General features: G+C 48.2%; 12 protein-coding genes. 3 read left to right on the top strand and 9 right to left on the bottom strand.

What is annotated here, in order from left to right; translation table 11 throughout:
- The first annotated feature begins 169 nt into the window (after positions 1-169).
- Together plsC and ftsP are read left to right on the top strand one after the other, a co-directional pair.
- Entirely contained in the window at positions 170-907 is a 738-nt protein-coding gene (gene plsC / locus C4F37_RS11690; RefSeq protein WP_000965712.1) for a 1-acylglycerol-3-phosphate O-acyltransferase, read from the top strand.
- Positions 908-981: 74 nt separating this feature from the next.
- Positions 982-2394 carry a cell division protein FtsP gene (gene ftsP / locus C4F37_RS11685; RefSeq protein WP_000059395.1) on the top strand — a complete coding sequence of 471 codons (1413 nt, stop codon included), beginning with the start codon at positions 982-984 and terminating at the stop codon, positions 2392-2394.
- 70 nt (positions 2395-2464) lie between these two features.
- Here the strand turns inward: ftsP and C4F37_RS11680 are convergent, their stop codons facing one another.
- From C4F37_RS11680 to C4F37_RS11650, 7 genes are all read right to left on the bottom strand, one after another.
- The gene (locus tag C4F37_RS11680; protein WP_001774046.1) at positions 2465-3769 is read right to left on the bottom strand and encodes a TRAP transporter large permease; all 1305 of its coding nucleotides are present in this window, start codon (positions 3767-3769) and stop codon (positions 2465-2467) included.
- A gap of 10 nt (positions 3770-3779) precedes the next feature.
- On the bottom strand, positions 3780-4262 hold the full coding sequence (locus C4F37_RS11675) for a TRAP transporter small permease (RefSeq protein WP_001259754.1): 483 nt from the start codon (positions 4260-4262) through the stop codon (positions 3780-3782).
- Between the two features lie 41 nt (positions 4263-4303).
- Positions 4304-5287, bottom strand: coding sequence for a TRAP transporter substrate-binding protein (locus tag C4F37_RS11670; RefSeq protein WP_000645961.1), 984 nt, complete (start codon positions 5285-5287; stop codon positions 4304-4306).
- A gap of 72 nt (positions 5288-5359) precedes the next feature.
- Positions 5360-6370: an Ldh family oxidoreductase gene (locus C4F37_RS11665; RefSeq protein WP_001539717.1), complete on the bottom strand. Its 1011-nt coding sequence runs from the start codon at positions 6368-6370 to the stop codon at positions 5360-5362.
- A 10-nt stretch (positions 6371-6380) separates the two neighbouring features.
- Positions 6381-7397: a zinc-binding alcohol dehydrogenase family protein gene (locus C4F37_RS11660; protein WP_106106709.1), complete on the bottom strand. Its 1017-nt coding sequence runs from the start codon at positions 7395-7397 to the stop codon at positions 6381-6383.
- Positions 7394-8866 carry a mannitol dehydrogenase family protein gene (locus tag C4F37_RS11655; RefSeq protein WP_001539716.1) on the bottom strand — a complete coding sequence of 491 codons (1473 nt, stop codon included), beginning with the start codon at positions 8864-8866 and terminating at the stop codon, positions 7394-7396. Before C4F37_RS11655 ends, C4F37_RS11660 begins: the two co-directional genes overlap by 4 nt.
- A 322-nt stretch (positions 8867-9188) precedes the next feature.
- Entirely contained in the window at positions 9189-9938 is a 750-nt protein-coding gene (locus tag C4F37_RS11650) for an FCD domain-containing protein (protein WP_000438650.1), read from the bottom strand.
- Positions 9939-10189: 251 nt separating this feature from the next.
- Between C4F37_RS11650 and C4F37_RS11645 the strand changes: the two genes are divergently transcribed.
- Positions 10190-12409, top strand: coding sequence for a YgiQ family radical SAM protein (locus C4F37_RS11645; RefSeq protein ID WP_001539714.1), 2220 nt, complete (start codon positions 10190-10192; stop codon positions 12407-12409).
- Positions 12410-12450: 41 nt separating this feature from the next.
- Here the strand turns inward: C4F37_RS11645 and yqhH are convergent, their stop codons facing one another.
- On the bottom strand, positions 12451-12708 hold the full coding sequence (yqhH, locus tag C4F37_RS11640; RefSeq protein WP_000848528.1) for a lipoprotein YqhH: 258 nt from the start codon (positions 12706-12708) through the stop codon (positions 12451-12453).
- A 50-nt stretch (positions 12709-12758) separates the two neighbouring features.
- On the bottom strand, positions 12759-13685 hold the full coding sequence (locus tag C4F37_RS11635) for a YbjP/YqhG family protein (RefSeq protein WP_001539712.1): 927 nt from the start codon (positions 13683-13685) through the stop codon (positions 12759-12761).
- Positions 13686-13853: the final 168 nt, after the last annotated feature.

Here is a 13853-nt window from a genome sequence, read left to right as displayed (position 1 = left end):
TCCGGCAGCGTATTCAATCCCCGGAAACGATAAAAATTCCCTTGAAACCGTTGTTTATTCATGCGTTGCGATTAACAATACGCTTTTCCAGAGAGCGGCTTTTAACAATGCCCTAACCTGATTTTCAGGTGACGTACAATGCCAGTCTCTCAGACCTTCAGAGGGTGTTATGCTATATATCTTTCGTCTTATTATTACCGTGATTTACAGCATCTTAGTCTGTGTATTCGGCTCCATTTACTGCCTTTTCAGCCCGCGTAACCCGAAACATGTGGCCACCTTTGGGCATATGTTTGGTCGTCTTGCGCCGCTTTTCGGCCTGAAAGTGGAGTGCCGCAAACCTGCAGACGCTGAAAGCTACGGCAATGCTATCTATATCGCTAACCACCAGAACAATTATGACATGGTGACGGCATCGAACATTGTGCAGCCGCCGACAGTGACGGTAGGTAAAAAGAGCTTGCTGTGGATCCCCTTCTTCGGGCAGTTGTACTGGTTAACCGGCAACTTATTGATCGACAGAAACAATCGCACTAAAGCTCACGGCACTATTGCGGAAGTAGTGAATCACTTCAAAAAACGCCGTATTTCCATCTGGATGTTCCCGGAAGGAACCCGCAGCCGTGGTCGCGGCCTGCTGCCGTTCAAGACCGGGGCATTTCACGCGGCAATTGCGGCGGGCGTCCCGATTATACCCGTGTGCGTCTCTACAACTTCGAATAAGATTAATCTTAATCGGCTACACAACGGTCTGGTGATTGTCGAAATGCTGCCGCCAATTGACGTCAGTCAGTATGGCAAAGATCAGGTTCGCGAGTTGGCTGCCCATTGTCGTTCGATAATGGAACAAAAAATCGCCGAGCTCGATAAAGAAGTCGCAGAACGCGAAGCAGCCGGAAAAGTTTAAGTCGGCAATCTGTATTTTTGCGGGGAACACTTTCCTGCACGGTATTACTTTAGCCAGTTTTACATGGAGCAAATATGTCACTCAGTCGGCGTCAGTTCATTCAGGCATCGGGGATTGCACTTTGTGCAGGCGCTGTTCCCCTGAAGGCCAGCGCAGCCGGGCAACAGCAACCGCTACCCGTTCCGCCGCTGCTTGAATCTCGCCGTGGGCAACCGCTGTTTATGACTGTACAACGTGCGCACTGGTCATTTACGCCAGGGACACGCGCGTCGGTTTGGGGAATCAATGGTCGTTACCTGGGGCCGACTATCCGCGTCTGGAAGGGCGACGATGTTAAGCTTATTTACAGCAACCGCCTGACAGAAAATGTCTCAATGACGGTGGCCGGGCTACAGGTACCTGGCCCGCTGATGGGCGGTCCGGCACGGATGATGTCGCCAAACGCTGACTGGGCACCCGTACTGCCCATTCGCCAGAACGCAGCTACTCTGTGGTATCACGCCAATACTCCCAACCGCACGGCTCAGCAGGTCTATAACGGCCTTGCCGGAATGTGGCTGGTGGAAGATGAAGTCAGTAAATCGCTGCCTATCCCCAACCATTATGGTGTGGATGATTTTCCGGTCATTATTCAGGATAAACGGCTGGATAACTTTGGTACGCCAGAATACAACGAACCGGGAAGCGGCGGCTTTGTTGGTGATACGCTGCTGGTTAACGGTGTACAAAGCCCGTACGTTGAAGTCTCGCGTGGCTGGGTGCGCTTGCGTCTGTTGAACGCGTCGAACTCTCGTCGCTATCAACTACAGATGAGCGATGGTCGCCCGTTACATGTGATTTCTGGCGATCAGGGATTCCTGCCCGCTCCTGTATCGGTGAAGCAACTTTCGCTGGCACCGGGCGAGCGTCGTGAGATTCTGGTGGATATGAGCAACGGTGATGAAGTGTCGATTACCTGTGGCGAAGCGGCGAGCATTGTTGATCGTATTCGTGGCTTCTTTGAGCCATCCAGCATTCTGGTTTCTACTCTGGTGCTAACGCTGCGCCCAACCGGCCTTCTGCCGCTGGTCACTGACAGTCTTCCGATGCGCTTGCTGCCAACTGAAATCATGGCCGGTTCGCCGATTCGAAGTCGTGATATCAGTCTGGGTGATGACCCGGGGATTAATGGGCAGTTGTGGGACGTCAACCGTATTGATGTTACTGCGCAGCAAGGAACGTGGGAACGCTGGACGGTGCGCGCGGACGAGCCGCAAGCGTTCCATATTGAAGGCGTGATGTTCCAGATCCGTAACGTGAATGGCGCGATGCCGTTCCCGGAAGACAGAGGCTGGAAAGATACCGTTTGGGTTGACGGACAAGTGGAGCTGCTTGTTTATTTCGGTCAGCCTTCCTGGGCGCACTTCCCGTTCTACTTCAACAGTCAGACGCTGGAAATGGCGGACCGTGGCTCGATTGGGCAACTGTTGGTCAATCCGGTACCGTAATGGACCAATTCAATGCCCCACAGAGTGGTGGGGCATTGAAAATTACTCAGTATGCAGTCTTCATTGTGTATCAGGTCGAAAATAATCCTGGCAACATCAGACTAAGCTGCGGGAAATAACAAATAATTGCCATTACTACAAACAATGCCAGAAACATCGGCAGTAATGGTTTTATTGCCCTGTCGATACTGACCTTACCAATGCTGCACCCCACAAACAGAATGGTGCCGACAGGTGGTGTGCAAAGGCCAATGGTTAAGTTGAAAACCATAATGATGCCGAAGTGAATCGGATCAATCCCCAGATGCTGGGCGATCGGCAGGAAAATAGGTGTAAATATCAGGATCGCCGGCGTGATATCCATAAAGGTACCGACGATCAACAGAATGATATTGATAATAAACAGAATGACCCATTTGTTATCCGAAACGCGGGTAATCAGTTCGTTGATCAACTCAGGAACATCAGCATTCGTCATGGCCCATGACATCCCCATCGAGCAGCCTACCAGTAACAGAACAATTGAACTGGTTACTACCGAATCTAACAGAATATCATTGAGCTTCTTAAGAGTGATTTCCCGGTAAATCATCGCCAGGGCTAAACTATAAATTACCGCAATTGCCGATGCTTCTGTAGGCGTAAATACCCCGGCGATAATACCGCCAATAATGATAAAAATAAGCATCAGGCTAGGAATTGATTCGCGGAATACCTGTAAAAACTGACGGTAATTAATGCGCTCGGCCACCGGATAATGGTGACGTCGGGCATAAAGTGCAGCTACAAACATTAAGGCAACAGCGGTGAGGATGCCCGGCAGATATCCAGCTAAGAACAACGCAGCGACAGAAGTCCCGCCACTGGCGAGGGAATAAACAATCAACACATTGCTCGGTGGGAGCATCAGGCCAATGGGGGCAGAGGCAATATTAACCGCTGCTGAAAACGCCGGATCATATCCCTCTTTTTCTTGCAGTGGTGACATAATCCCACCTACCGCTGCGGCTGACGCAACGGCTGAACCTGAAATCGCACCAAACAGTGTATTCGCGAGGATATTACAATGAGCCAGTGAGCCAGGAAGACGCCCAACTAATGCTTGCGCCAGGTTAACCAGTCGTCTGGCTATACCACCGGTATTCATAATGTTTCCGGCTAACACGAAGAAGGGAATGGCTAATAGCGTAAAGCCATCCAGCCCTACAGTCATTTTTTGTGAAATAACAGAAATGGCAGCGTCGGGTGGCAAGGCAGTAATAATAGATAACAGCGAAGAAAGACCAATCGCAAAAGTAATTGGCACACCTATTGCCAGCATGACGGCAAAACTGCCAAATAAAATTAAGACGGGGTAGATATATTCAAATTCCATATTTCCCTCGTTAATGAGAATTCCGTTTACGATAGTTGTCAATAATATTCATTACTGAATACCAGACCAGAATAAGCCCACTGACAGGCATAACCCAATATACTTTATCCATTGGCCATTTTAATACTGGAGAGATTTGTCCAACATGTTGTGCTTTTTCAACAACAATATTCCCGCCATAGATCATGAAAATAACCGCAAAGACCGTAATGATAATTTGGATAAAACTGTCAAGCGTCAGAACAGATGCAGCAGGAAGTTTTTGAGCCAACAAATCAATGGCCAGATGTTTTTTTAACCCCGCAGTATATACACCGCCAAGTAAAATCATCCACATAAATAAAATTTGGGTGAACTCATCAAGCACAGTGCTGGGAGCGTTAAAAATAAAACGTGCAATAACTTGCCAGGTTACGCAGAACACCATAATGGCGAGAATAATGCAGCAACATCCGGCAAGGATCTTATTAAGAATATGAGTGAGTGTTCGCATAAGTCTTCCATGAAAAGGCAGGAATTACCTGCCCATTAGGGTTACATACTTTCTACTAGCTCAAGGTTTTTGGCTGATTGTGCATCTTTCGCCTTGAATTCATCGTATAACGGTTTGACGCGTTCTTTGAAAGCGGATTTATCAACATCAACAACTGTTGCGTTCATCCCTTTCATTTTGTCGTAGGCTTCTTTTTCAGCCGCAGGCCAAATGACGTCCTTCATCTGCATCATTGACTCATCGGCTGCTTTTAATAATGCCGTGCGCTCTTTATCACCAAGTTTATTCAACACGTCGGTGCTGATAATTAACACATCAGGTACCATGGTGTGTTCATCACGTGAATAGACTTTTGCGACTTCGGCGTGACGCATATCGGCATAGACAACGGTATTGTTCTCTCCGCCATCAACCACTCCTTGCTGAAGTGCGGTGTAGAGTTCGCCTTGCGCCATCGGGGTAGCGACACCACCGAGTGCTTTCATCATTGCAATGGCGCTGGGGCTTTGTTGAACCCTGATTTTCATTCCCGCTAAATCTTCAGGTTTTGTAATCGGTTTATTGGAATAAAAACTTCTCGCACCGCCGTCATAGTACGTAATACCAACAAAACCTTTGCTTTCTGATGAATTAAGTATTTTTTTACCTAAATCACTTTGCAGAACACGATAATAGTGATCACGGTCGCGGAATAAGAACGGCAGACTGAAAAGGCTGTAATCCGGAGCAAATGATTCTAGTGATGCGGCATTAACCTTAACCATCTGTAATGCACCGGAGTTCATTAATTCCAGTGATTCACGCTCATTACCTAATGTCGCATTTGGGTAAATGCGAATAACTAATTCACCATTAGAATACTCTTTGGTTTTATCCGCTAAATAGCTTAATGCTTTATGGACAGCATGGCTTTTATCCTGATTATGACTCAGTTTTAATGTTGTTTTTGCCAGTGTGGTATTAGATATTAATAAACAACTGGTTAACAGCATAAGCGATGCCGTCAGAGGACGAAGTGCTTTCATATCCTGCTCCTGGTTAATATAACAGAAACGATAAATACAGCGCTTTTCTATCGTTATAATAAAAAATAGTGATTAATTCTCTGCCAGATAATGGAATATTCCTGCCGGAACCGGAATACCTTCCTGCTGGCATTTTTCTTTGTAGTGCATTTGCGGATCGTTCGGCGCTAACACTTTTTCGACACCAGGAGCCGGTTTAACGGCATGCAGCTCCGTGACCATTTTCGCCATAGTTTTTGCAAAAACAGGATTGCCGAGCTTTTTCGGATCGATGGCAATAACCAAACTTGCCAGCTTACGCATCTTGTCATAATCACCATACATGCGAACAATATGGTTGCCAAAATTCGCATTCATCAGCACGCCAGTCAGTGCATCAATAGCCAGTGCAATGCCTGAACCTTTGTGTTGGCCGAAAGGTAGCAGGTTTTCAATCTTATACGGATCAGTGGTGCCATAACCGTTTTTATCTATCGCCAGCCCTTCACCAATATGTTTTCCGGTTTCCTTTGCATGAAGTATTTTGCCGAAAGCCGTGGCACTGGTCGCCATATCAACAATCATCGGATGGCTGTTTTCCACCGGGAAACCAAAGGCGATGGGGTTAGTTCCCAAAAAGCGCTCGGCGCCGCCATGGGGAGCCACACAGGTATCGGTTTGCGTCATTACGATAGCAATCAACCCTTTGTTGGTGATCATCTCTGCAAAATAAGATAACGCACCACAGTGAGACGTGTTTTTAACGCTAACAAAACCGAGACCCTCTTGCTGGGCCAGTTTAATAGCGTGCTCAGTGGCGCTAATTAATGCGGAATGCCCCATTCCGTCGTCAGAGTCGAGAATGGCCACTGACGGTGAAATTTGCTCAATGCTAAACTGCGGGGCTTTATTTAACCCTCCGGCAGCAAGGCGGGTGCAATAATGTTCGACACGCATAACACCATGTGAATGCACACCGGTAATATCGGCATGTACTAAAACATCTGTCACCTGTTGTGTGGTGTCGGTATCCAGCCCGGCGGTATGTAATTTGTGGTGCACCAGTGATTTTAAATTTTCTTCACTGACATAAACAGTTGTCATATTTGTTCCCTTAAAAAGTGATCACACCCTTGACCATATTTTTATTTTCTACAACGTTACGCTGGTAATCTTCGCCAACATTAAAGAAATTGAACGCCTGGTTTTTCATTAAATTTTCGTGAATTTTATTGCTGCGCATCAGTTCAATCACCAACGCAAAATCTTCCCGTGTGGCATTGCGGCTGCTGAGTAACGTTGTCTCTTTTTTATGGAAGGTCGGATCGTCAATAACAAGTTCACCAATATACAAACCGATGAAAACAATTTTGCCGCCATGACGAATAAGATTGACATCATGACTCATTGAAGCTTTATTTCCCGTCGCATCCAGGACTACGCAAGCCAGTTCGCCGCCAAACACTTCACTAAGCGCGGCAATAAAACCTTCCTGTGTTGGGTCGAAGACATTAATTGCCAGATGATCCACAACGTGCTGGCGACGTTGACAGTCAATATCAGCAACAACAACATGTGCCCCTTTAGCCCTGGCGATGGCTGCGGTAGCCAGACCGATTGGCCCAGCGCCAATCACCAGTACGTTTTGTTCAGCCTTGATCTCTGCCCGACGAACGGCATGTGCACCAATGGCGAAACATTCAACCAATGCTCCGGCACTGTCGCTGACCTCGTCAGGGAGAGGCACAAGGTTGTCTTCACGTACCGCAAGGTACTCACTAAAACCCCCATCCTGATGCACGCCATACAGCGAAACACGTTCGCAGCAGTTCGTTTTCTCTTCCCGACAGGCTGCGCACTCGCCACACGGAATGCATGGGATGACGGAATAGCGCTGGCCTGATTGTGCTGTTTGGCACTGGCTGCCTCGCGAAACCGCTTCGGCGCATATTTCATGACCTAATACACGTGGGTAGCTAAAAAAAGGCTGTCTGCCGGCAAAAGCGTGAATATCAGTACCACAAATACCCACAGCTTTGATTTTTAACAGCACTTCATTATCTGCTGGTGTGGGAATATCCTTTTCCACATATTCCATAACGCCAGGCTGCTGACAAATTAATGTTTTCATTTCTGCTCATCCGATAATAATTGGCTGATGGTGGCCTTGATGCCTTTGTTTTTTATATTTGCAAAGGCGATTTTTATTTCATTTATAAATGGCTGATGGTTGCTTAAATCACCAAATATGGCGCTAAGGTGCAGTAATGCGAGCGCCTGTTGCCATGCGTCTTGTTGTTCCTTTATTAGCGCCTGAAGTTGGTCATTCATTGGATCAGCGACAGACTGGCTTTTCTCAACAGCATCAATGACATAATGCAACCAACCAGCAACGAGCAGTGACAGAACAGCATTGTTTTGTTTTTGCTGATGCAATTTCAGCCAGGGCGTCAGCGCTCGCTGGGGAAGCTTTTGCGAACCGTCCATAGCGATTTGCCCGGTACGGTGTGCAACATTACGGTTGCTAAAGCGTTCAATTAACAGGTCGGCGTATTCCTGGATGTTGATATTTAAGTCTGGATTAAGTGTTCGGGCTTGTTCATTAATCATCAGTTGGCGGGTAATGGAACGAAAATTAGCGTCTTCCATGCATTGCCAGATAAACTCATAGCCAGCCAGTGAGCCGTTATAAGCCAGAAATGAATGGCTACCATTTAACATGCGTAACTTCATCTCTTCATAAGGCTGAACATTGCTGACAAACATCGCGCTGACTTTATCCCATTCCGGTCGTCCGCGCACAAAATTATCTTCGATCACCCACTGACGAAATGATTCGCAGACGATCCCGCAGGGATCGGCATAACCGGTTTTAGTTTCCAGTAAGGCGAATTGCGATTCAGTCATTGCCGGAACAATGCGATCGACCATCGTGCCTGGAAATGAGACATTTTCTTCGATCCACTGAGCCAGGGGCTGGTCCAGTTGTCGGGCAAAACCGAGAACGGCATTGCGCGTCAGATGCCCATTGTCTGGCAAGTTGTCACAGGAGAGCACACTAAAAGCGGCGAGTCCTGTCGCTTTACGTTGTTGCAAAGCACAGACGATCACGCCAATAGCTGACAGAGGCGCATCCGGGTTTTGTAGATCGTGTTGGATTAATCCATTGGTGAGATCAAGTGAACGTGTTTGCGGATCGAGGCAATAACCTTTCTCGGTGATGGTTAATGAAACGATTTTTACCTGAGGTTCAGCCAGTTTATGGATTGCTGCGGCAATGCCATCTCTGGGGGTATGAATACCGCCAGCCACCGAACGCACAAGGCGTGAGGTAGATTGCGATGCAGATGTTTCCACAACCGAAAACAGCCCATTTTGCGCATTTAAGTTTTCGATCAGTTGAGCATCACCAAACAGGTTAATCTCAAAGATCCCCCAGCGGGTGTCCGAAAGTTGATTAGTGAGATCCGTGTAGACAGCCTGGTGTCCGCGATGAAAAGCGCCAAAACCAATATGGACAATATCTGCCTGTAACCCGCCCCGAGGCCAGGTGGTTACCTGATCATAGTGGGCGGCATCGATACTTTCGTTCCCTGACATTATGCTCTTACTCCTGGTGGCTTGTGTGTATACCAATTTACATAATTCATTAGACCAAAAACAGAGGGATGCATCACGCTTGCAGAGAAAGGTAAAAGTACGAAACAGAACAACAAGGCATTATTTATATCTGTATCAATGAGTTATATGAATAAAATGAAAGGAAAGTTTTTTAGAGGTCAGTTTTTAGGATAATTGCCGCTAATCTAAGATATCTGATGATAGTCGATTTATTAGACCAATTAAAAAGAGAGCGTGTACCAGTGGAGGGCGGAAGGCAGAGCCGGCGTTATTTTTTCCGCCAGCTCTGGACTAATGAAGGTTAACGAGCGAAGAAAAAGTCATCAAAATCGCTGATGGAAGCGTCTTGTTTGAAGATTTTGATCAGTTCATTTTTGCTGTTTTCCAGATGTCTCCAGGACGCTTCCCTGGCGAGCTCTGAATCTTTCTGTTGCAGAGCCAGGAAAATAGCCCGGTGATCTTCCAGCCATTGCAGACGCAAATGCTTTTCATGCAGGTACTTGTAGTTAAGTTTCTTCCAGCGGGGGTTTTCTGTACGAACTGCCCGCCATAATTCAGCAGCTTGTTTGATGAGTACCCGATTTTGCGTCGCTTCGGCAATAATGCTATGAAATCGGTGATCCAGGTCTTCAAATTTATCACTTTCCGCAGCGATGGCTTTTTCCTGTAATCCAATGATTTTCTTCAACTCTTGTAACTCGTTAAAGCTGATCTGGCTGGCAGCAAAACCGGTAATATTGCTCTCAATTACCTGACGTGCCTGTAACAGTTCAAACGGGCCAATTTCTGAATAGGGCATTAATGATTTCTGGTTGAGCTTATCGGTGGAGTCGACAAAGAAAATCCCTGACCCTTGCTTCACATTCAATACGCCTTTCAGTTCCAGCATAATGATGGCTTCACGAATGGTAGTTCGGCTGGTATTAAACCGCTCGCTCAGTTCACGTTCTGAAGGTAAGCGTTCTCCGGCCTTAAATACGCCTGAATACAGCAGCTCTTCAATCTGTAGACCAATATCGTAATAGCGGCGCTTTGTAATAACCTGTTCCATACCTTGCCTTACTGTGGGTGTCCTCGGATAGCCGATCGTCGTGCAATATGATTTGAACGTTGCTGATCGGCATAAATAGTAGCGGCAGTTGCCACGATACCGCCAGCCTTAAATGTGCTTGCCCAAGTCGGGCAGTGAAAAACCTCACCAGGGTATTTCGCCACCGTTCATCAACATCACTTCATTTCCGCGCGTGATACAGCGTATAATCCCCGGCCTTTGATTATTTTTTTACCATTTCTGGAAGCAAAATGAGCTCTATCTCCCTGATCCAACCGGATCGCGACCTGTTCTCCTGGCCGCAGTACTGGGCCGCCTGTTTTGGACCGGCACCGTTTTTGCCGATGTCACGTGAAGAGATGGATCAACTTGGCTGGGATAGCTGCGACATCATTTTGGTTACTGGCGACGCGTATGTCGATCACCCAAGCTTCGGGATGGCGATTTGCGGTCGTATGCTGGAAGCGCAGGGCTTTCGCGTCGGGATCATCGCCCAGCCAGACTGGAGCAGTAAAGACGACTTTATGCGTCTGGGTAAACCGAATCTGTTTTTCGGTGTTACTGCTGGCAACATGGACTCGATGATCAACCGCTATACCGCCGATCGCCGTTTACGTCATGACGATGCCTACACACCGGATAACGTCGCGGGTAAGCGTCCGGATCGCGCCACACTGGTTTATACCCAACGTTGTAAAGAGGCGTGGAAAGATGTGCCGGTGATCCTCGGCGGTATTGAGGCCAGCCTGCGCCGTACCGCGCACTATGATTACTGGTCGGATACCGTGCGCCGTTCCGTGCTGGTGGATTCGAAAGCCGACATGCTGATGTTTGGTAACGGTGAGCGTCCGCTGGTGGAAGTGGCGCACCGTCTGGCGATGGGCGAGCCGATTAGTGAAATCCGCGATGTGCGTAATACCGCGATTATCGTAAAAGAGGCGTTGCCAGGCTGGAGCGGTGTGGATTCCACCCGTCTTGATACCCCAGGGAAAATCGACCCAATCCCGCATCCGTATGGCGAAGATTTGCCGTGCGCGGATAACAAACCGGTAGCTCCGAAAAAGCAGGAAGCCAAAGCTGTAACCGTGCAGCCACCACGCCCGAAACCGTGGGAAAAAACCTACGTGTTGCTGCCTTCTTTCGAGAAAGTGAAGGGCGATAAAGTGCTGTACGCCCATGCTTCGCGCATTCTGCACCACGAAACTAACCCAGGCTGCGCCCGCGCATTGATGCAAAAACATGGCGACCGCTATGTATGGATCAACCCGCCTGCTATTCCGCTTTCTACCGAAGAGATGGATAGCGTCTTTGCGCTGCCGTACAAGCGCGTGCCGCATCCGGCTTACGGTAATGCCCGAATTCCGGCTTACGAAATGATTCGTTTCTCGGTCAACATTATGCGTGGCTGCTTTGGCGGCTGCTCTTTCTGTTCTATTACCGAGCACGAAGGGCGCATTATTCAGAGCCGTTCCGAAGATTCGATTATTAATGAGATCGAAGCGATCCGCGACACTGTTCCAGGTTTTACGGGCGTGATTTCCGATCTCGGTGGGCCTACTGCCAACATGTATATGTTGCGTTGCAAATCGCCACGCGCTGAGCAAACCTGCCGTCGTTTGTCGTGCGTTTATCCGGATATTTGTCCGCATATGGACACTAACCACGAACCGACGATCAACCTCTATCGCCGTGCGCGCGATCTGAAAGGCATTAAAAAGATCCTGATTGCCTCTGGTGTGCGTTATGACATCGCCGTAGAAGATCCGCGCTATATCAACGAGCTGGCGACCCATCACGTTGGCGGTTATCTGAAGATTGCCCCGGAACATACCGAAGAAGGGCCGTTATCGAAGATGATGAAGCCGGGCATGGGCAGCTATGACCGCTTTAAAGAGCTGTTCGATACTTACTCGAAACAGGCAGGTAAAGAACAGTATCTGATCCCGTATTTCATCTCCGCGCACCCGGGTACGCGTGATGAAGATATGGTGAATCTGGCGCTATGGCTGAAAAAGCATCGCTTCCGCCTCGACCAGGTGCAGAACTTCTATCCGTCGCCGCTGGCTAACTCGACCACCATGTATTACACCGGCAAAAACCCGCTGGCGAAGATTGGTTATAAGAGTGAAGACGTCTTCGTACCGAAGGGCGACAAGCAGCGTCGCCTGCATAAAGCGTTGTTGCGTTACCACGATCCGGCAAACTGGCCGTTAATCCGCCAGGCGCTGGAAGCGATGGGCAAAAAGCATCTGATTGGCAGCCGTCGCGATTGCTTAGTGCCTGCGCCAACCATTGAAGAGATGCGTGAAGCTCGCCGTCAGAACCGCAATACCCGTCCGGCGTTGACTAAACATACGCCGATGGCGACCCAGCGTCAGACGCCTGCTACGGCAAAAAAAGCGTCGTCTACGCAATCTCGCCTGCAGAATGCTGGTGCGAAGAAACGCCCTAAAGCGGCGGTTGGACGTTAAAAAATATCCCCGGTAACAGAATGCTGCCGGGGATTTTTTTATCATTCTGCGTACATACGCAAGCAGCGCAGGCAGTCGAAATAGTCCTGTGCATCAAGACGCGTATTGGCTCTGTTAGCTTCGGATTTGGCAGCATAGATTTGTGGGCGTAATGCTTTCATATCCTGCTCAAGCCGGGCGATTTTGGCATTTAATGTTTGCACATTGCTCGCCAGCTGATTGACCTTTTGCTCATTGACGCAGCCACTGAGCAAGCAGGTTGCCAGAACAACAGCTCCCACGGTGAAAATCGTTTTCATATAGTGTTCCCTTTTATTTATTGTTCCGGCTAATTGTTATTTAATTCAGCTCATTGTTTTAATCTGGCGGCGGTTTTTGCCTCAATCTGCTTAAGTAGGCTGCCGCTGTTCGGGCGGATAAAATCAGCGATTTCCCACTTACCTTCGCGCCGCTGTAAAATCAGTTCTTGCTCTTCGTTGTTGCCATTGGTCAGCGTAAAGCGAACATGAATGCGGGCGGAATCGGTGGTTTTCCCCAGGACTCGAATTTCATCAACGCGGGAAAATAACGACTCTTCGCCAAAACAGATCGGATTGTCGTAAATAAATTGCCGTTCTATTGGCATATCTTCATCGGGATTGTTGGCCGTCTTGAAGGTGGTTTTATAGAAGGCATTGACCGCCTGGCGGTAAGAGTCGGAAACCACCCACGTCCACGGCCAGCTATAATCAGCAATATGTTCAAAGAGTTCGGCAACAAAGGCTTCCGGCTGTTCTTTTTGCAACGAAGCTATAGCGGCCAGCGTTTTTTCATTCTCGCTATTAACCGCTTGTAAGACGCTGCCATGATTGCTGACAATATCGTCAATGACCCAACGACCATTTTCCGCCACCATTTTCAGTGTCTGCGAGGTCTTTTCTTTATCGTCTTGAAAGATACGAAAGCGCACAATGGCATCGGCATGATCGGCGTCAGTTTGGGTTATCGCTACGCTTTCTAACACCAGATCGCCAAAATCCTGACAATCACAAACCGGATCATAATCCAGCCAGCCAATATTGCCCGGCAGCGTAAGATTGTCGTTCAGGGTAAGCGCCTGTTGAATACGCGCAGATGTTATCGCCCGCTCTCCGGTTTCACCAAAATAAGGGGCAGTGGCATCTGATTTATAGTTCTGATAAATATGCCGGACTGTTTGTTCTACGGTCTGTGAGGGGGGCTGTGCGTGTACGGTAAAACTTGCCAGGGCTGCTAAAAACAGAAGTATTATTTTCATCTGTTTTTCACCTCTCCGTTGCGTTTATCCCGGATATAGATGGGTTGTTCTTTTAAGAGCTTCCGGCTCTGCATGATGATGTCCTTATATTTGGCATTCCTGAACAAGGAAGAGTAGCAACGGGCGGGACGCGAGGGGAATAAATGATTTCTGAAAAGTCCGGTAGCG

Origin of the sequence: Escherichia sp. R1, from assembly GCF_003000935.1 — a bacterium.
In the GTDB taxonomy this organism is placed as follows: Bacteria; Pseudomonadota; Gammaproteobacteria; order Enterobacterales; family Enterobacteriaceae; genus Escherichia; species Escherichia coli.
This window is presented reverse-complemented; position numbering and strand designations above follow the sequence as displayed.